Here is a 19,410-nt window from a genome sequence, read left to right as displayed (position 1 = left end):
CGAGCTGCGGCGCTTGACCCGTGGCTGAACTACTACAACACTGAACGCATCCACGCCGCCATCAACAGCACCCCGATCACGCGAGTGTCACTAACCTAATGGCCGGGTACAGCTAGGCCGCTGCGGCGGCCTTCACCGCGGCGTTGAAGGACTTCAGGCGGCTGATTTCGACCTCCACGGGCTCCACCACAAGCTTCCCGGCGACGCCGGCGACCGCGGATCTGAGCCGTTTCCGCGCGGCGGCAGCACGCAAGCGTGCCGCGGCGGCCGTAACGAACTTTGCGGTGATCGCGAGGAATATGCCCAGCACCGCTCCCCCGGCAATCATGAGTGTGGGAACCGGCCAGCCCTCCACCCGCGGCACCTCGGGCACCGGAAGCTGGAGATAGCCGAGGCCGGCCAACACCCCCAGCCATCCCAGTCCGCCCACGGCGGTGAGCAGCGCAAGCCACTGGACCACGTTGAAAACCGCCCACCACCACGATTTCTGCCCGGCTTTCAGGTCGGCACCGGCAATGGCCTGGTCCAAGGCGTCCGGCAGGCGCTCCCTGCCCTCACGGGCTGCCCCGCGGATGGAAGCCCGCCACGGACCGGGAGCGCCGTCGCTCGCGGCATCGGCGAAGTCCCGGACGGCAGCATCGGTCCGGGCCCGCTCCTGCGCTCCGGCGGGAGGCAGCGAAGTCCGGCTGACTGCGGCATTGGACGCGCTGCGGAGGTTGAGCCGGCGGAGCGGATCGGGCCGGAAACGAACCAGCCATCTGGTGACGGGCCAGCCGGTGCGCCGGGCGGACTCCTGCTTGTACGACCGCGCCACGGCATCAACCACCAGCGGCACGTTGGCCGCACGGGAGAGTTCCTCCGCGAGCCGCGCCCCGGTCCCGCCCCTCACGCCTGCGGGCTCGCCGGGCCCTGAAGCGTCCATCAGCCGCCCGGCTGCCTGGGACACATCCGCCGAAAGCCGCAGGGCCAGGGCTTCGCGCCGGGCAACCACCTCGCGGATGGCTGCGCGGACCTTGTCCACACCGGCCCCGGTCAGCGCCGAGGCCGCCAAAACCTGCACCTTGCCGAGTCCGTCCCGGGCAAGGATTCCCCTGAGCGACTCCATGACAGGCTTGACGTCGGCTTCGGGGAGCCGGTCGATCTGGTTGAGCACCACCAAGGTCACGGCACCGTGGGATGCCAGTGGCGCCAGGAAGTCATTGTGGACGGCGGCGTCGGCATATTTCTGCGGATCCAGCACCCACACCAGGACGTCCACCATCCCCACCAAGCGCTCAACGATTTGGCGGTTCGCGGCCCGGGTCGAATCAAAATCGGGCAGGTCCAGGAGGATCAGTCCGCTGGATTCGTCGGCGAATCCCTCCACGGCGCCGGCATGATGGCGCCGGTCTACGTCCAGCCAGTCCAGCAGCGCTTCGCTGCCGTCCGCTCCCCAGACGCTCGCCAATGGTTCCGACGTCGTGGGCCGGCGGGCGGCCACCGTCGCAATTTCAGCTCCATTGACCGCGTTGAACAGGGTGGATTTGCCGCTTCCGGTGGCGCCGAAAAAGCCCACCACCGTGTGGTCCGCGGACAGGGACCGGCGCGAACTGGCCCGCTCCAGCACCTGAAGGACCTCGTCCAGGGCGGCGTCCGGCAGCACACCTTCGGCCAGTTCCCGGGCGTCGTTGAGCGCCTCGAGGCGGCGCTGCAGCCGGGAGGCCTCCCGGTTTCCGCCGTGCCGGCTCATGCGGCGCCTGCCAGCCGCTTCAGCGCCTCTGCGTGCCCTGCGAGGACCGCGGCTCCGGCGCCCGTGTCCGGGTCCAGCCGGTCCAGGAAGCGCCGCTGCTCGGCCTGGAGCAGATTCTGGCAGCGAGTGTGCAGGTCTTCCCGGGCGGTCCGCGCAAGGCGCCGCACGGCGTCTTCGCCGAACACCGCCTCAAGCAGTTTTTGGCCGACGACGGCGGTGCCTCCTGCGACGCCGATCTCCAGGCCCGTCAGTCCTGCAGTCATGGAAAACACCACGATCATGAGCGCGGCACCGAGGCCGTTTACGCCGAAGGACAGCCACCTGGCCTGCGTCCGTTTGGCCTGCCCCTCGGTCCGGATGAGCTCCATCAGGCTCCCTTGCCAGGCACGGATTTCCGCGGCCACGGCATCGCCAAACCCCGGGCTGGTTCCTGAAAGGTCATCCGTGCCCAGGAGATGGCGGCCCGCAGGGTCGGAGCGCCAGCGCTGGTCCGCGTCCTCGGCCGCGTTGGCAGCTTCATCGACGATGACTGCCTGCAGTCCCGTTTCCATGGCGGTTTCCACCCTGACCGCCGGCGTCGGTTCACCGCGGAAAAAGGCGCCCGCACGGTCCCGAAAGCGGCCGATGTTCTGCTCCAGGCTCCGGAAGAACTCACCCGTGCCGACGAAGTCCTGCCAGCGGGCCAGTACCTCGCCCCGCAGCAGGGCGCCGTCCTTGGTGGCGTCGAGGATTCTGGCGACGGCGTCCTGATATGCGCTCCGGGCGTCGTCGCCCAGGAGCCCGGCGGCCCGCCGCTGTTCCTCCGAAGACGCGGCCACGAGCTGCACCGTCTGACTCAGTCCCTTGACCGTCCCGTTGAGCGTCCGCCGCGCGATAACCGCCCTTCCGGCGGCGTCCGCGGCGAGGTTCCGCAGCCACGTTCCCAAGGCATCGGTGGCCTCAGCGGGCAGCATGCCAAGCCTGTCGAGGGCTACCTCCGGAATGACGAACAGGGCGGCGCTGCCAAGGCCTTCCCTCTCCAGCATGGCCCGGAGGTCCTCACTCACCTCGGCTTCCGCCGCGGGCGGGACCCGGTCCAGCACCACAGCAACCAGGATGTCCCTCGAGGCCGCGTCGAGCAGCAGCTTCCAGGGAACGGCATCCGCGTAGCGGTTGGCGGTCGTGACAAAAACCCAGAGGTCGGCGGCCGCCAGGAGCTGGCCGGCAAGCTTCCGGTTGTCATCGGAGATGGAGTCGACGTCCGGGGCATCCAAGAGGGCAATTCCTTCCGGCACGGCCGGTTCCCCCACCAGCACCAACGACGAAACCGGCGCCGCATCCGGAGCGAGTCCGGACTTGCTGGCCGGCAAAGGCCCGGCAACCACGGTGCCGCGGATCCGGCTGAGGCTCGGCAGGACGCGTTGATCCTCGAACCACGGGGCATCCGCGGGGTGGTGCAGGAGGATGGGCTGGCGGGTGGTGGGCCGGATGGCACCTGCCCGGGTCACCGGATGGCCCACGAGCGCGTTCACGAGTGTTGACTTGCCGGCCCCGGTGGAGCCCCCGACGACGGCCAGCAGCGGAGCGTCCAGGCTGCGGTACCGCGGAAGAATGTAGTCGTCGAGTTGGGCCACGCTGTTGCGGATGTCCAGCCGGGCCCGCTCGACGCCGGGAAGCTCCAGCGGCAGGGACGCCGAGGACAGGTCCCGCCGAACGGCTTCCAGGAGGGCGACGGCGGCAGCGGAATGCGCTTCCTTATTCTGGCCGTTGGCCGCCGGGGGCTCGTTGGAGGAGATCACAGCATCATCATGCCAGTTCAGGATCTGCTGAAGCTCAGGCAGGCCGTGGCGACCGGACAAAGAAAAACCGGCCCCGGGCAGATGCCCGGAGCCGGTTCCTTGGTGACCCCAGCGGGATTCGAACCCGCGTTACCGCCGTGAGAGGGCAGCGTACTAGGCCGCTATACGATGGGGCCGCGTACTCTCCAAACCAGCAATTGCGCCGGTCAAGCTAAGTGATTATTTCATACACTCAGCAAGCGTTTCAAATCGAAAAGCCTGACTTGAAACTTCCGATAATCAGCGGAATTCCGCGGATTTTCAGAGCTGGGATACCAGGACTCGAACCTAGAATGACGGTACCAGAAACCGTAGTGTTGCCAATTACACCATATCCCAATGGAACTTTCGGGCCGGTCGGAAAGGCCTAAACCTTCGCTCCGAGCGCCTCAGCACGAGTAATTACTTTACCCGAGAGTTTTGCCCCGCACAAATCGGCGCCAGCAGCCGCCGGATTCCCCCCGCGCGGGGCGGGATATGGCGCCCCGCACGCGCCGAAACCGGGAAAACCCTTGCAAATCCGCCATAAATAAGTTTACTCTCGGTAAGTTACTAGCGAGTAACCACCCACCTCCCCATGTCATTGCCGGCCGACCTGCGAGCATTCGCTGTTGTTAGCTGCATCACAGTTGCGGGATATGGCCGGCGGCAATGCCGCCGTCGGCAGAACCGTCGAGAGGAACCACCTGTGTCGGAACCATCTGTGCCGGAATCGCCCATGTCATCACCATCCGGGCCGGAAACGCGTCAATCAATGGGCCGTGCCTTCGTTGCGGGGCGGACCCGGCCCCGGGCCCAACAGGTCGCCATCGCGATCCTTGCCCTGCTGCTCGTGGCACTGCTGGCGTTCTATACGCTCGTGACCGGACGCGTCACGGACGGCTCGGCCAAGCTGCGGGACGGTGCCGGGCTGGCGTCCACGGGCGCAGAAAAGTTGAAGACGGGCGCCGGTCAGCTGGCCAGCGGTGCCAGCCTGGCGGACACAGGGGCAGTAAAACTCGCGGAAGGCGCGGACAGGATCCACTCAGGGATCAGCGGCAAACTCGCTCCGGGGGCTGGCAAGCTTGAGAGCGGGGCCGCCAAACTCGCTGCTGGCGCCGTGAAGATCGAAAACGATGTCAACAGCAAACTCGCCCCCGGCGTCTACAAGGTCGACGACGGCGCCCACAAACTCGCGTCCGGAGCCGTCCGGCTTTCCGCCGCCCTGACGCCGACCGCGGCGGGCAACGCCCCGAACAACCTGGCGGACGGCGCCACCCAGCTCGACGGCGGAGCAGCGCGGCTGGCGGACGGAACCTCCGATCTGGCCGCCGGCACCAGCCGGCTGGCAGCCGGCACAGTCCAGCTCAAGGGCTACCGCGGCGCGAACAGCGACCCCGCGGCAGGGACCGGGACGGCCGCCATCGCACAGGCGCTGGAGCTGTTGGAGGCAGCTGCCTCGGATCCCGTGCAGGGTTTGGTTCCCTTGTCCGTGGTTAAGGACAAGATCGCAAAGATCAGGGAAGGCGCGCAGAAGCTGGACGCGGGCGCCTCCCAGCTGCAGTCCGGTGCCGCGCTGCTCAACGCGGGCGCGGCACGGCTGGAGGCGGGTGCCGGACAGCTCCACTCAGGGACCGGGAAGCTGACGGCAGGATTCGCCACCCTGGCCGTCAAGCTAAACAGCAGGGATCCCCAGAGCCCCGGCGTCGTGATGGGCACCGAGCTCCTGGCCGAGGGTACGTCCAAACTCCGCGTGGGCATGGACGGCGTCCCCGGGAATCCGGAGCGCCCCGGACTGCTCAAGGCCAGTGCAAGGATTACCGAGGGCAGCCAGCGCCTGGCCGACGGTACGGTGGCGCTGAACACCGGCATCAAGGGAGACCCGGCTAATCCAGGCAGCCCAGGGCTGCTCAGCGGCTCCCAAGCCCTCGCGGCCGGCGCCTCCAAGCTGTCGGACGGAAACACCCGGCTTGCCGCCGGTTCCACGCGGCTTGCCACCGGCGCGGACAAACTCGCTGACGGCAACGCCCGGATCGCGGAAGGCACCGGCACCCTGTATTCGGCGGCCGCCGCCGTGTCTCCCACGAGCATGGTGCGGCAGTCCGACGCTGCCCTGGCCCTGGGCCTCGTGGGCGTGCTGGGCCTCGGCTCTGCGGGCGCGTTCCTTGCACTGCGGTCAAGGCGGCCGTTACGGCAAACCTCCTGAGCCGCACGATGCCGGAGCCGGCCTTACTCGGGTGGCGCCAACCACGCGAGCAGTTCCATCAGGGAGCGGATCTCGTGGCCCTGAAAGTCCGGCTCCGGCTCGCCGGTGCGGTTCAGCCAGACGCCCAGCAGGCCGGCCGCCGTCGAGCCTTCAGCATCGAGCAGCCGGTTGTCCCCCACATAGAGGGTTTTGTCCGCGGAACTGCCGAGAAGCCGGACACCCTCCAGGTAGATGGCGGGGTCCGGCTTGGGCACGCCCACGGTGTCCGTCCCCACCAGGATTCCGATGCGTTCCAGTCCGGCGCTGTCCAGCTTAACCCGCTGGTAGTCGTGGACATTGTTGCTCACCGCACCGTAGGGAATGCCGGCCGCGTCCAGTGCGTCCAGGAGCGGGGCAACGTCCTCGAACGCCCTGACGTAGCTGGGCTGGAGGATCGAATAAGAACTGAGCCAGCGCCGGGACTCCTCGCCTTCGCCCAGTTCGACGCCGAAATGGCCCAGCGCCGCCCGGCCTCGGAGCAGCCGCTGCTCGTTGAACGTCAGTTCGCCGGCGAGGTAGCGGTCGTAGTAGTGCGTGGTTTCGTGGGTGAAGATCCTGCCGAATTTCTCCCACCCCGCCTGGTCCAGGCGGGGCAGGAGGTGTTCGCTGACATCGCGCAACGCCGTGGTCATGGCGTAGGCAAGGTCCACCAGCGTGTCGTCGATGTCGAACAGGACCCCGCTGACAGCACCCGGCGGCCGGCGGTGGAGCGCGCCGCCGGTTTTCGCGGCCGGGCGGGTCATCAGCCGCGGAAGGCGCGCAGGCGCGCCAGCGACGATTCCTTGCCCAGGATCACCATGGATTCGAACAGTGGCGGGGAGATCCGGCGCCCGGAAATCGCGGTGCGGACGGGTCCGAACGCCAGTCGCGGCTTGACGCCGAGGCCTTCCACGAGGGCTTCCTTCAGGGCCGTCTGGATGTTCTCGGCCGTCCAGTCGGCGACGGGCTCGAGGGCGGCCAGCGCGGCGTCCAGCACCTCGGCCAGGTTGGCCGGCAGGCCCTTGCGTGCGTCGTCCGCGATGTCGATGGCGTCGTCGCTCTTGAACAGGAAGGCGAGCATCTCGGGTGCCTCGCCCAGCAGGGAGATGCGCTCCTGGATCAGCGGCGCTGCCTCGGCGAGGATCTCCTCCTGCCGTGCCGTGAGGCTCTCGCCCACGAATCCGGCGGCGCGCAGGTACGGTACGAGGCGTGCCCGGAAATCCTCCGGCTCAAGCATGCGGATGTGGGTGCCGTTGATCGCCTCGGCCTTCTTGATGTCGAAGCGGGCCGGGTTGGCGAGGACGTTGTTGACGTCGAAGTGCTCGATGAGCTGCTCCACGGTGAAGATGTCCTCATCGGCGGACAGGCTCCAGCCGAGCAGGGACAGGTAGTTCAGCAGGCCTTCGGGGATAAAGCCGCGGTCCCGGAGCAGGAACAGGTTGGACTGGGGGTCGCGCTTGGAGAGCTTCTTGTTGCCCTCCCCCATGACGTACGGCAGGTGCCCGAAGACCGGCATGTAGCTGGCGACGCCGATGTCCATCAGGGCCCGGATCAGCACCACCTGGCGGGGCGTGGAGGAGAGCAGGTCTTCGCCGCGAAGCACGTGCGTGATCCCCATGAGGGCGTCATCCACCGGGTTGACCAGGGTGTAGAGCGGGGACCCGTCGGCGCGGACAATGACGTAATCCGGGATGCTGCCGGCCTTGAACGTGATGTCGCCGCGGACCATGTCCGTAAACGTGACGTCTTCGTCGGGCATGCGGACGCGCAGCACCGGCTGGCGACCGTCGGCCTTGAACGCGGCAAGCTGCTCCCCGGACAGCTCGCGGTCAAAGTTGTCGTAGCCGAGCTTGGGGTCGCGGCCGGCGGCGCGGTGACGGGCTTCGACTTCCTCCGGCGAGGAATAGCACTCGTAGGCGTAGCCGGCGTCGATCAGCTTGGCCACCACGTCCTTGTAGAGGTCCAGGCGCTGCGACTGGCGGTAGGGCTCGTGCGGGCCGCCAACTTCCACGCCTTCTTCCCAGGTGATGCCGAGCCACTTCAGGGCCTCCAGCAGCTGCTGGTAGCTCTCCTCCGAGTCGCGGGCAGCGTCCGTGTCCTCGATCCGGAACACGAAGGTGCCGTTGGTGTGCCGGGCGTGGGCCCAGTTGAAGAGGGCCGTACGGATCAGTCCCACGTGCGGGGTGCCCGTGGGCGACGGGCAAAACCGGACCCTGACCGGGGTGTCAGCGGTGACTTCACCGGTGGGGGCAGCAATCGGGGCGGAGCTGGAAACGGCGTCGGACGCGGAAGCAGTAGTCATAGTGGTACCAACATTACCAATCCCTGCCATCACTACCGGCCCGGAATGCCGCTGCGAAAACGGACAGCCGCACCGTGGAACCACGGTGCGGCTGTCCAAAATCGGTGCAGCTTCTTGTTAGCGGAGCTGTTAGCGCCGGACCACCGGGTTGGAGAGTCGCCCGATGCCCTCGATCTCGACCTCATACCGGTCGCCGGCCTTCACGAGGTCCACGCCGGCCGGCGTTCCCGTCATGATGACGTCGCCGGGCAGGAGCGTGAACGCGCTCGAAACGATGGAGACGAGTTCCCGGACGCCGCGGATCATCTGGTTGGTGCTGCCGTCCTGGCGGAGTTCCCCGTTGAGCCAGCCCTTGATGGACAGGTCTTCGGGGTCCAGTTCGGTTTCAATCCACGGGCCGAGCGGGGCCGAGGTGTCAAAGCCCTTGGCGCGGGCCCACTGCAGGTCGGTTTTCTGGACGTCGCGGGCGGTGAGGTCGTTGCCGCAGGTGTAGCCGAAGATGACGTCGTCCACGCGTTCTTCGGGAACGTCCTTGCAGATACGGCCGATCACGACGCAGAGCTCGGCCTCGTAGGAGACCTCGTCGGAGAACTCCGGCAGCACGATGGGATCGTTGGGGCCCACCACCGAGGTGTTCGGCTTCAGGAACAGGAGCGGCTGCTGCGGCACGTCGTTCCCGAGCTCGCGGGCGTGTTCGACGAAGTTCCGCCCCACCCCAATCACCTTGCTGCGCGGAATGATCGGTGCCAGCAGGCGGACGTCCTCCAGCTTGTGGCGGACGTGCGTGCGCTCCACACCGTTGAAGAAGGGGTCGCCGTTGATGACAGTGATTTCCTCACTGCCGGGCTGGCCTTCCACAATGCCGTAGAGGGGATCAGAATCGACTACAAACCGGGCAATACGCATGGTTCCAAGCCTACAGTCCCGGCCCGGCTCCCCTGCCGCACCGGGTCATGTCCGGTCACGGAGCGTGCGCAGGTATTCGAGCTGGGCCGCAACGGAGTTCTCGGCCGCCCTCCGCACTGAGGGATCGACGTCGGAATAGACAACGTTGGTGACCTCAGTAACGCCGGGGTCCCCGCCCAGGTCCGAGAGCGCGGCCCTGATCTGGGCCAGCCGGTCCAGCCGGTGGTCCCGGTAGGCGCGGACCACGGCATCGAGTGCCGGAAGGACCGGCCCGTGGGCCGGCAGGACGGTGGCTGGCCCGAGCAGTTCCAGCCGGTCAAGCGAGGACAGATAGTCGCTCAGCCTGCCGTCCGGGTGATCCAGGACGGTGGTGCCGCGGCCCAGGATGGTGTCGCCGGTCAGCACAGAGCCGGAAGCCCCGTCGAAGGGCAGATGGAAGCAGACGGAATCGGAGGTGTGTCCCGGGGTGGCAACCACCCTGATTTCGGTCCCGCCGGCCGCGATGGTTTCCCCCGGCAGCAGCGGTGCCCCCGCGAGGCAGTGCGCCGGATCGGCGGCACGGACCGGAGCGCCGGTGAGTTCGTGCAGCCGTGCCGCCCCCGCCGTGTGGTCCGCATGCCGGTGCGTGATCAGGATGAGCTCCACCGAACCGGTGCCGGCCAGCTCCTGAAGGTGCCGTTCGTCCGCCGGCCCCGGATCAGCTACGACGGCAGCCGGATGGCCGGGCTCTCCAATGACGTAGGAGTTGGTGCCGTCCAGGCTCATCGGCCCAGGGTTGGGGGCCAGGCGGTACCTGGTCAGCGGGCTGCTGGCGGCCAGGGCGGGCGTGGTGTCCGGATTCACACTTTTATTCTTGCATTTCCGCCAGCACAACTCCGCCAGCACGACGGAGGGTGGCCGGCTGGCCGCCGCAGCAGCTCCGCCGGCCACCCGCCGTCGAACTAGGAATGGACTGCTCAGGCCAGCCGGGTCAGCCAGCCGTGCGTGTCCTCGACGGTTCCGGTCTGGATGCCCAGCAGCTGCTCACGGATGGCCATGGTGGTCTCCCCCGCCTTCGCGTCCTCGGAGCCGATGAACTCGGTGCTGTCCTTGAGCACGCCAATGGGGGTGATGACAGCGGCAGTACCGCACGCGAAGACTTCGGCGATCTCGCCGGAGGCCACGCCGTCACGCCATTCATCCAGTGTGATCTTGCGTTCGGTGACCTCGCGGCCCATGTCCTTGGCCACCTGGATGATGGACATCCGGGTGATGCCCTCCAGGATGGTTCCGCTAAGCGCGGGCGTCACCAGGGAGCCGTCCTTCATCACGAAGAAGACGTTCATGCCGCCGAGCTCTTCCACGGCGTTGTCATTGAACTGGTCCAGGAAGAGAACCTGCTTGCAGCCGTGGGCCTCGGCTTCCTGCTGCGCAATCAGCGACGCAGCGTAGTTGCCGCCGCATTTCGCGGCGCCGGTTCCGCCGCGGCCGGCGCGGGCGTATTCGCGGGAGATCCAGATGGAGACAGGCTTTAGCTCGCCGCCGAAGTAGTTGCCAGCCGGGGACGCAATGACGCGGAAGGACACTTCACGGGCGGCACGGACACCAAGGAAGGCCTCAGTGGCGATCATGAACGGGCGCAGGTAAAGCGCTTCGCCGTCGCCGGAGGGAACCCATTCCTTGTCCGCGGACACGAGTTCGCGGATGGCGCCCAGGAAGTACTCTTCCGGGAGTTCGGGGAGGGCCAGGCGCCGGGCGGAGTTGTTCAGGCGTGCGGCGTTCGCTTCGGGGCGGAAGGTCCAGATGGAACCGTCGGCGTGGCGGTAGGCCTTGAGGCCCTCGAAGATCTCCTGGCCGTAGTGCAGGACTGCGGCTGAAGGGTCAAGGGAGATGGGACCGTATGCCTCGATGCGCGCGTCATGCCAGCCGCCCTTGCCGTCCTCGTCGACGCTGTAGTCGACGATCGCGGTGTGGTCGGTGAAATAGTTGCCGAAACCTGGGTTCGCCAGGATGGCTGCACGCTCTTCTGCAGACTTCGGGGTTGCCGAGGGCTGCTGGGTGAATTCGACGCCATGGGCAGTCTGAGTCATGGTTCCTCCACGGTCGGCTGCCTGGTGTGTGAACGTGGTTCAGCGTCGGACCACGGCAGCAATTGGTGATTCAGGTCAAGCTTACGCCTGCCGGCAGGGGCTAGACGGCCGCGGCGATGGCATCGCCAATGGCGCTTGTGCTCCGCGATTCGCCGTTGCGGGCTTCGACGTCGGCCACCACCGCGGACTCGATCCTGCGGGCCGCGGCCGAGTAGCCCAGGTGCTCCAGAAGAAGTGCGGCCGACAGAATGGCGGCAGTGGGGTCCGCCTTCTGCTGGCCCGCAATGTCCGGCGCCGAGCCGTGGACCGGCTCGAACATGGAGGGGGAAGTCCGGTCCATGTTGATGTTGCCCGAGGCTGCCAGTCCGATGCCGCCCGTCACTGCGGCGGCGAGGTCCGTGATGATATCCCCGAAGAGGTTGTCCGTGACGATCACGTCGAAGCGGGCCGGATCGGTGACCATGAAGATCGTGGCGGCGTCGATGTGCAGGTAGTCGTGCGTGACCTGCGGGAACTCCGCGGCCACAGCTTCGACCGTGCGCTTCCACAGGTGGCCCGCGTAGACGAGCACGTTGTGCTTGTGGACCAGGGTCAGCTTCTTGCGGGGCCGTTCGTTGGCGCGCCGGAACGCGTCGCGGACAACGCGCTCAACGCCGTGTGCGGTATTCAGCGATACTTCCGTGGCAACCTCGTGCCGCGTTCCTCCGCGCAGGGTGCCGCCGTTACCGACGTAGGGGCCCTCGGTTCCTTCGCGGACCACAACGAAATCGATGTTTCCCGGGTTGGCCAGCGGGCTGCCCACGCCGCCGAAGAGACGGGAGGGCCGCAGGTTGACGAAGTGGTCGAGGCTGAAGCGCAACTTGAGGAGCATCTCGCGCTCGATGATTCCGGACGGAATGCGTGTGTCACCCGGCGCCGCACCGACAGCCCCGAAGAGGATGGCGTCGCGGGTCCTCAAGTCTTCGAGGACTGCGTCGGGGAGCGTCTCGCCCGTCTCCAGCCAGTGCTGGGCACCCAGCTTGTAGTGGTGCTGTTCAAGGGTCACGCCTTCGGCGGCGACAACCTTCTCCAGGACCTTCAGGGCTTCTGCGATGACCTCGGGGCCAATGCCGTCGCCCGGGATGACAGCAAGATTGATGGTGGATGCGCTCATGTTTTTCAGAGTAGCCAAATGATCCACATTCTGGTCAAACTGTCTCATTATTCGAACGCGGGATCGACGCTCCCGCATGTCCTGCCTTAAAACCCGAGACGCCCCTGTACGTCCATTTCGGACGTACGGGGGCGTCGGCGGCTATGGTGCAGGACCGGCGGGAGCTCCGGGTCCTACGCTTCGGCGGGTTCCTCGTACTTCGGGAAAACCGGAGCGGGTGCCGGGAGCTCAGTCCCCGCCACAATCGGCGTCGGGATCGCAGCGAACTGGCGCGCCGCACCCTCCGGCTGGCCCAGTGTCCCCAGCAGGGCGGCAGTCGCCGTCGGCATCACCGGCTGCGCAAGGATGGCCACGATGCGCAGGACCTCGAGGGTCACGTACAGCACCGTCTGCATGCGTTCGACGTCGGACTTCCGCAGGACCCAGGGGGCCTGCTCGGCGAAGTACGCGTTGGTGTCCCCCAGCACGCCCCAGATCGCTTCGAGGGCCCGGCTGAACTCCTGCTTGTCGAAGGCGGCACGCGCCTGCTCCAGGAGGGCGTTCGCCTGGGCCAGGATGGCCGTGTCCTCCGGCGTGAACGCCCCGGGAACAGGAACGCGGCCTTCGCAGTTCTTCGCCACCATGGACAGCGAACGCTGGGCGAGGTTGCCGAAATTGTTGGCCAGGTCCGAGTTCATCCGGCCCACAATGGCTTCGTGGTTGTAGCTGCCGTCGGCGCCGAAGGGAACCTCGCGCAGGAAGAAGAACCGGACCTGATCGAGGCCGTACTGGGCCACGAAGTCGGCCGGTGCCACCACGTTGCCCAGAGACTTGGACATCTTGACGCCGTTGTTCTGCAGGAAGCCGTGGATCATGACCCGCTTGGGCAGCTCGAGGCCGGCGCTCATCAGGAACGCCGGCCAGTAAATCGCGTGGAAGCGCGAGATGTCCTTGCCGATCACGTGCACGTCGGCCGGCCAGTACTTCTTGAACGATTCCGACTCGACGTCGGGGTAGCCGGCACCGGTGAGATAGTTCGTCAGGGCGTCGACCCACACGTACATGACGTGCTTTTCGTCCCCGGGGACGGGCACGCCCCAGTCGAACGTGGTGCGGCTGATGGACAGGTCTTCGAGGCCGCGCCGGACGAAGCTGATGACCTCGTTGAAGCGGGACTGCGGGGCGCCGAATTCAGGCTGTGCCTCGTACAGCGCCAGCAGCTTGTCCTGGTAGGCGGACAGCCGGAAGAAGTAGCTTTCCTCGGCGGTCCAGGTCACCGGGGTGTCGGTCTCCTTGGTGTAGCGGGCGCCGTCCTCCTTGACCACGGTGTCGTCTTCCACGTAATAGGCCTCGTCGCGGACGGAGTACCAGCCCTCGTACTTGGAGAGGTAGATGTCGCCGTTGGCTTCCATCCGGCGCCAGATTTCCTGGCACGCGGCGTAGTGGTCCTGGTCCGTGGTGCGGATGAAGCGGTCGTGGGAAATGCCCAGGTCCTGCTCCATCTGCTTGAAGGCCGCGGAGTTCCGGTCCGCCAGTTCCTTGGCCGTCAGGCCTTCCTTCTCCGCCGACTGCTGCATCTTCAGCCCGTGCTCATCAGTGCCGGTCATGAAGAAAACATCGTGCCCGTCCAGCCGCTTGAACCGCGCCATGGCATCGGTGGCAATGACCTCGTAGGCGTGGCCGATGTGCGGAACGCCGTTGGGGTAGCTGATGGCCGTGGTGATGTAGAAGGGGCGCTTTTCTGAAGAAGTCACGGGCGGGAAATTACCTTTGGTACGGAGGGATGAAGCTAGATCAGTTCGGTCAGGGTATCGCTCAGCCGGACCAGTTCGTGGTCATGTGACGCCACCAGGACTGCAATGCCGTCGTTGGTCGTGTCCTTGAGGATGCTGATGATGCGGTTGGCCGAGGCCCGGTCAAGGCTCGCGGTGGGCTCGTCAACCACCAGGACGCGCGTGCCGAGGATCAGGGCGCGGGCGATGGCGACGCGCTGCCGCTCGCCGCCGGACAGCTGGGCGGGGCGGTGCCGCATCCGCCGGCCGAGGCCCACGAGGTCCAGCAGGTCCTTGGCCATGTCGCGGCGCTGGTCCACTTCGCCGTCCGGGACGGCGGGCAGAAGGACATTCTCCAGGGCGCTCATGCCGTCGATCAGTGCCCCGCCCTGGTCAACGTAGCCGATCAGGGCACGGCGCCGGTCCGCGATCTCGTCGTCGCCCATGCTTTCGAGGGACTCGCCCTCCCACAGCACCCGGCCCGACGTCGGCAGGGTAAGGCCCGCACCCACGGTCAGGATGCTGGTCTTGCCTGAGCCGCTGCGGCCGGCAACGCAGTGCATCTCGCCTGCGTGGAGGGTCAGGTCGAAGCCCTCCACCACGCTCACGGCTTCGGCTCCGCCTTTTCCGCCGCCATAGCGGATGGTGATGTTGCTCAGCTCGAGCGGGGTACCGTGATCGGCGGCCTTGACGAGGGTGTTGGCGCGCGTCTGGAGCGAGCCCCCGCCGTCGTTGTTCCCGCGCTCCCGGCGAGGGTTCAGGTCGTTAGTCATTGGACCACTTTCGTTGCAATAGGAATCCAGCAAAGTACAGCCACGAGCCCGGCCACGGCGGCCCAGAGTGCGGCATAGGGGGCAAGGAGAAGTCCGACGCCGAGGGCGCCGAGCACGCCCAGGGGAACCGCGACCGCTCCCACCAGGGCATTTTCGAAGAACCGGACCTGGCCCAGCATGTCGGGGTTCCAGCCCATGGCCTGCAGCGTTCCGAGGTACTGGCGCTTGGCCTGCAGCTCGAAGCGGCCCGTGACCAGCGTCAGCACAAGCCCGACCGCCACTCCGGAGAGTCCCAGCACGAGGCTTGGCAGGGCCACGCTGGCGGCGGCCAGGCCGCTGAGCGCGCTGGCCCCGGCGGCCCGCGGGATGTCGATCAGCAGGGAGACCAGGCCGCCCACCGCGGCACCGAATACGCCGACCGCAACGGCCAGGGAAATCGCGTTGAACCGGTTGGTGCTTAGCTGCCGGTTGGCGAAGGTCAGCGGCGAATCGACGGCGATGAGCCGCTCGTCATGCTGCGGTTCCTGGTCAATTTCCTCGCGGTGGCGCAGCATCTGGGCGGCGACGAAGGCCGCGGCCAGATACAGGACCAGCACGGACGCCGAGACAAGCACCGTGGCCACGTTCCAGCTGAGCAGGCTCAGGACGACGCCGGCGACAGCCAGCAGCCCGGCGCCCACGGCGAATTCCTCCAGCACCCACGAGCGGATGCGCCGCTGGGTCCAGCCCATGGCGCGCAGGGTTCCCGCCTCGCGGCGCCGTTGCCGGATGTAGCTCACGGTCGATGCGCCGGTGAGCAGCGCCGCACCGCAGAGGGTCAGGAAGAGCAGCGTGAGGTTCGTTGCGGTCAGCGAGCTGGACACGGCGTCGGCGGCATCCTGCCTGACCCACGACTGCTGGACGGTGCCCAGCGCAGACTCCTTGCCGGCGTCGTCCTTGGAGTAACCCGGAACGAGGATGTTGGCGTCCTCGCGTGCGGAACCGGCCACAACCGTGGCCTCCAGGCCCATGTCCCGGATCTGGTTGGCGAGCTTCTCCACGTCCGGCTGCGCCTGCTTCCAGCTGCCGGAGGCGCTGGCACGGACGCGCACGGCGTCAATGACCGAGGCGTTCTTCTCGTAGCCGCGGGCAGCGGCCAGGCCGTAGTAGTCCGTGATGGCCCCGGCGGACTGGCTCACCAGTCCGGTGGCGCTGAGGGACGGCTTGAGTGCGGCGTCCGGGACGTCCTTGCCTTGGGCATCCTTGGTCAGGGTCATCGGCGTCGGGTCGTAGCCGCCCAGCGGAAGCCGGTTGACGTCCCCGGCCGCTGCCTGCACGGCCGCGGGATCGAACGTGCCGTAGACCATGGCGAGGGGCGTCGCCAGCTTCTTGCCCGTTCCGAGGTTTTCCCGGTAGGAGCGCTCGTCCACAGGGTTGCGCTGCGTCTGGTCAACGGGTTCCCCGCCGGCCGTCTTCTCCGGAAGGCGGTTGACGGTGACCCATTCACCGGGGGTCGCGGTCTTCTCCGTGGCGCCGTTGCCCGCAGTGGAGCCGTCGGTGTACTTGGGCGCGGAGGCGAAGTTGGTGCTCCAGGTTGCGGGACTGTAGAGCCCGCGGCTGAAGTTCGCGGAGTTGCCGAGCAGCTTGGAATAGTCCGTGGAACCGGGCCACGACAGCGCGAAGGGCGACTTGGACACGAACGGAAGGTAGTCCTTGTCCAGCGAGCGGTCCGCGGTCCCGACCTCCTTGACCACGTTCCCCGAGTCATCGATTTCCTCGATCTTCACGGAGTACTTCAGGTCAAGGGACGTGCCGGAGCGGACAATCAGCGGAATGGCCTTGGAATCTTCGGTCAGCTCGCCGCTGCGCTTCGCCTGCTGGTACTGGGTCATGAGGGGCGCCCAGTATTTGAGCTTGACGCCCAAAAAGTCGGGTCCCTCTTCGAGTTCCTGCATGCCGATCCCGTTGGTGAACAGGCTCTCGAAGTGGCGGCCAATCGCCGCGGCGCTGCGGGCATCCGCCGGCGGCGCCTTCTCCAGCGGGGCAAGGAAGTCGCCGGAGCTCCCGAGGAGGGCGCGCTCGGAGACGGGGTCGACGGCGACCACGGACTCCGTGACTTCCGGCGCCATGGGCAGGGAAACGGAAAGATTGAAGAGGTTGTGCTCGGAGCCTCCGGCGGGTGCCGGAAATTTGATGCCCGTTTCCCCGTCGGGGCCGGCGATGCGGATGCTCTTGCCGCCGTCGACCTGTTCCTCCACGAGCCGGGCCTTGCCGAGTGTACCTTCGGCCGTCGACTTGAAAAGGGTCTTTTCGGAGGCGCCGTCGGAAGTCGTGGCGCTGGCCGTCAGGCGGTACTTCTTGGCGGTATCGCTCAGCACGGACTGCGCGGCGGGCCACTTGCTGGGGTCGGTGCCGCCGGGCTGGCCGGTCGTCGCAGTGCCGACGAGGCCTGCGTTGAAGCCGAGGTAGTCCATGGCTTCGAGCCGCGGGGCTTCCAGGTTCTGCGTGACACGGGACACCAGGCTGATGGGCGCGGCCACCGAAGTGCCGGTCAGGTCCCGGATGCCCTGAAGCTGGTCAAAACTGATCCCGCCCTGGCCGGTGGCGATGTCCGGCTGCACCAGGGCACCGCCGGACCCTGCCTTGGCCTGGACCAGGATGTCATAGAGCCCGCGCGAGTTCTCGTCCACGGTCCGGTTCAGCGCTGCCTGCGACTGGTTCTGGACGAGGACGGACAGGCACATGGCGACGATCAAAATGGCAGCGGTCAGCAGCAGCACTTTGCTTCTGATGAACCTCTGGACGGCGTTCATTGAGCTCCCTGAAACCTGGATTGCGTGCGCACGCCACGATCACCGGTGGATGTGGGGTTGTCCCTTGCGGGCGTGCAAAAAGTGTGGCCGGCCTGCCGGCAAGATCCTGAAATTCGGACCTAGCCATTGTACGCAGACCGGCCAATCATACTTGTCCAAGGTGTCCTCCAAGCCACGCGGAGTTCACCTTGGCGAAGGACCCTTAGTCTTCGAGGTCCACTTCACGCACCATTTCGGCGCCGATGCCGGCCTTGATGGCGTCGAGCACCTGCTGCGGAACGGAGGTGTCGATGGTGAGCAGTGCGAGCACCTGGCCGCCCTCAGCCTGCCGTGCCACCTGCATCCCGCCGATGTTGATGTTGTTCATGCCGAGGATGTGGCCGATGGTGCCGATGACACCCGGCCGGTCCGCATAGGAAACCACCACGAGGTGCTCGCTGATGGGGATTTCAACGTCGTAGCCGTTGACGCCGACCAGCTTCTGGACCTGCTTGGGGCCGGTCAAGGTGCCGGCCACGGAGATCTGCGAGCCGTCGCTCAGGGCGCCGCGCAGGGTAAGGACGTTGCGGTAGTCCTCGGCCTCGGGTGTGGTGATCAGGCGGGTGTTGATGCCGCGCTGCTCGGCGATCACGGGGGCGTTGACGTACGAGACCTGCTCGGTGACGACGTCGGCGAAGATGCCCTTCAGGGCAGCCAGCTCCAAAACCTTGACGTCGAGGGAGGCGATTTCGCCGGCCACCTCAACGTCGATCTGGGTCAGGGAGGCGTGGGTCAGGGCGGTGAAGATCCGGCCCAGCTTCTCGATCAGCGGGATGCCCGGGCGGACGTCGGGGGCGATCACGCCGCCGGCAACGTTCACAGCGTCCGGGACCAGTTCTCCGGCCAGTGCGAGCCGGACGGACTTGGCCACGGACACGCCGGCCTTTTCCTGGGCCTCGTCGGTGGAGGCGCCCAGGTGCGGCGTCACCACGACGTTGTCCAGCTTGAAGAAGGGCAGGTCCGTGCTGGGCTCCTGGACGAAGACGTCCACGGCGGCGCCGGCGATCTGGCCGTCCTGAAGCGCCGTGTAGAGGGCCTCCTCGTCAACGAGGCCGCCACGGGCAACGTTGATGACGTAGGCGCTGGACTTCATCTTGGTGAAGGCGTCAGCACCGAGCATGCCAACCGTTTCCGGCGTCTTGGGCATGTGGATGGTGACGAAGTCCGAATGGGCCAGCAGCTCGTCCAGGCTCAGGAGCTTCACGCCGAGCTGTGCGGCCCGGGCGGAGGTGATGTAGGGATCGTAGGCCAGGATCTCGGTGTCGAAGCCCTGCAGGCGGGCGGCCACGAGGGCGCCGATGCGGCCCAGGCCGATGATGCCGACCTTCTTCTCGAACAGCTCGATGCCCGTGTACTTGGAGCGCTTCCATTCGCCGTCCTTGAGTGCGGCACTGGCCTGCGGGATGTGGCGGGCCAGGCTCAGGATGTGGCCCACGGTGAGTTCGGCGGCGGAGACAATGTTCGACGTCGGGGCGTTGACCACCATGACGCCGGCCTGCGTGGCGGCCTTGATGTCAACGTTGTCCAGGCCGACGCCGGCGCGTGCGATCACCTTCAGGTTCTTGGCCGCGGCGATTGCTTCGGCATCCACCTTGGTGGCGGACCGGACCAGGATGGCGTCCACATCCACAATGGCAGAGAGCAGCTGGGATCGGTCTGCGCCGTCGGTCTGGCGGATTTCGAAGTCCGGGCCAAGGGCCTCGACTGTGGCGGGCGAAAGTTCTTCGGCGAGCAGTACTACGGGTTTTGACACGGCTGATCCTCTGCGTTGCAGTCCTGGGGATGAATCAAGTCTAGGCTGACGGAAAGGCCGGGCTCACATTGTTAAGTGTGAACCCGGCCTCACTGTCGCACTCTGAATGGCGCCTAAGCGGCA

At 66.9% G+C, this 19,410-nt stretch carries 14 protein-coding genes and 2 tRNA genes; 1 reads left to right on the top strand and 15 read right to left on the bottom strand.

All coding sequences use genetic code 11. The features are described from left to right. Positions 1–112 precede the first annotated feature (112 nt). From ABFP37_RS05060 to ABFP37_RS05040, 5 genes are all read right to left on the bottom strand, one after another. The gene (locus ABFP37_RS05060) at positions 113–1,729 is read right to left on the bottom strand and encodes a GTPase (protein ID WP_347032903.1); all 1,617 of its coding nucleotides are present in this window, start codon (positions 1,727–1,729) and stop codon (positions 113–115) included. Then, positions 1,726–3,507 carry a dynamin family protein gene (locus tag ABFP37_RS05055; RefSeq protein WP_347032902.1) on the bottom strand — a complete coding sequence of 594 codons (1,782 nt, stop codon included), beginning with the start codon at positions 3,505–3,507 and terminating at the stop codon, positions 1,726–1,728. Before ABFP37_RS05055 ends, ABFP37_RS05060 begins: the two co-directional genes overlap by 4 nt. A gap of 100 nt (positions 3,508–3,607) precedes the next feature. Next, positions 3,608–3,683, bottom strand: a tRNA-Glu gene (locus ABFP37_RS05050). Between the two features lie 130 nt (positions 3,684–3,813). Continuing rightward, a tRNA-Gln gene (locus ABFP37_RS05045) sits at positions 3,814–3,885 on the bottom strand. 284 nt (positions 3,886–4,169) lie between these two features. After that, positions 4,170–4,301 carry a hypothetical protein gene (locus ABFP37_RS05040; protein WP_347032901.1) on the bottom strand — a complete coding sequence of 44 codons (132 nt, stop codon included), beginning with the start codon at positions 4,299–4,301 and terminating at the stop codon, positions 4,170–4,172. On the opposite strand from ABFP37_RS05040, the gene ABFP37_RS05035 reads away from it, so the two are divergent. After that, the gene (locus tag ABFP37_RS05035) at positions 4,301–5,731 is read left to right on the top strand and encodes a hypothetical protein (RefSeq protein WP_347032900.1); all 1,431 of its coding nucleotides are present in this window, start codon (positions 4,301–4,303) and stop codon (positions 5,729–5,731) included. The two genes, ABFP37_RS05040 and ABFP37_RS05035, sit on opposite strands and share 1 nt — an antisense overlap. 23 nt (positions 5,732–5,754) lie before the next feature. Here ABFP37_RS05035 and ABFP37_RS05030 read toward each other — a convergent pair whose 3' ends face one another. From ABFP37_RS05030 to serA, 10 genes are all read right to left on the bottom strand, one after another. Further along, positions 5,755–6,513 carry an HAD family hydrolase gene (locus ABFP37_RS05030; protein ID WP_078026630.1) on the bottom strand — a complete coding sequence of 253 codons (759 nt, stop codon included), beginning with the start codon at positions 6,511–6,513 and terminating at the stop codon, positions 5,755–5,757. Continuing rightward, positions 6,513–8,051: a glutamate--tRNA ligase gene (gltX, locus tag ABFP37_RS05025; protein ID WP_347032899.1), complete on the bottom strand. Its 1,539-nt coding sequence runs from the start codon at positions 8,049–8,051 to the stop codon at positions 6,513–6,515. The genes ABFP37_RS05030 and gltX overlap by 1 nt, the downstream gene beginning before the upstream one ends. Before the next feature lie 129 nt (positions 8,052–8,180). Next, positions 8,181–8,957, bottom strand: coding sequence for a fumarylacetoacetate hydrolase family protein (locus tag ABFP37_RS05020; RefSeq protein WP_347032898.1), 777 nt, complete (start codon positions 8,955–8,957; stop codon positions 8,181–8,183). 45 nt (positions 8,958–9,002) lie between these two features. Beyond that, positions 9,003–9,800: an MBL fold metallo-hydrolase gene (locus ABFP37_RS05015; protein ID WP_347032897.1), complete on the bottom strand. Its 798-nt coding sequence runs from the start codon at positions 9,798–9,800 to the stop codon at positions 9,003–9,005. Between the two features lie 113 nt (positions 9,801–9,913). Further along, entirely contained in the window at positions 9,914–11,026 is a 1,113-nt protein-coding gene (locus ABFP37_RS05010) for a branched-chain amino acid aminotransferase (protein WP_078026634.1), read from the bottom strand. 100 nt (positions 11,027–11,126) lie between these two features. Then, positions 11,127–12,179 carry a 3-isopropylmalate dehydrogenase gene (locus ABFP37_RS05005; protein WP_078026635.1) on the bottom strand — a complete coding sequence of 351 codons (1,053 nt, stop codon included), beginning with the start codon at positions 12,177–12,179 and terminating at the stop codon, positions 11,127–11,129. A 173-nt stretch (positions 12,180–12,352) separates the two neighbouring features. After that, on the bottom strand, positions 12,353–13,912 hold the full coding sequence (gene metG / locus ABFP37_RS05000) for a methionine--tRNA ligase (RefSeq protein WP_078026636.1): 1,560 nt from the start codon (positions 13,910–13,912) through the stop codon (positions 12,353–12,355). 35 nt (positions 13,913–13,947) lie between these two features. Then, positions 13,948–14,703 carry an ATP-binding cassette domain-containing protein gene (locus ABFP37_RS04995; protein WP_078026637.1) on the bottom strand — a complete coding sequence of 252 codons (756 nt, stop codon included), beginning with the start codon at positions 14,701–14,703 and terminating at the stop codon, positions 13,948–13,950. Then, a complete protein-coding gene (locus ABFP37_RS04990) occupies positions 14,700–17,495 on the bottom strand; it encodes an FtsX-like permease family protein (protein ID WP_347032896.1) in 2,796 nt (931 codons plus the stop codon). The genes ABFP37_RS04995 and ABFP37_RS04990 overlap by 4 nt, the downstream gene beginning before the upstream one ends. 202 nt (positions 17,496–17,697) lie before the next feature. Next, the gene (serA, locus tag ABFP37_RS04985) at positions 17,698–19,287 is read right to left on the bottom strand and encodes a phosphoglycerate dehydrogenase (protein WP_347032895.1); all 1,590 of its coding nucleotides are present in this window, start codon (positions 19,285–19,287) and stop codon (positions 17,698–17,700) included. Positions 19,288–19,410 lie beyond the last annotated feature (123 nt).

The sequence above is a fragment of the Burkholderia sp. RS01 genome, from assembly GCF_039748055.1.
Taxonomy (GTDB): Bacteria; Actinomycetota; Actinomycetes; order Actinomycetales; family Micrococcaceae; genus Arthrobacter.
The sequence above is the reverse complement of the archived record's forward strand: the minus strand, read 5'-3'. Positions and strand labels throughout refer to the sequence as shown.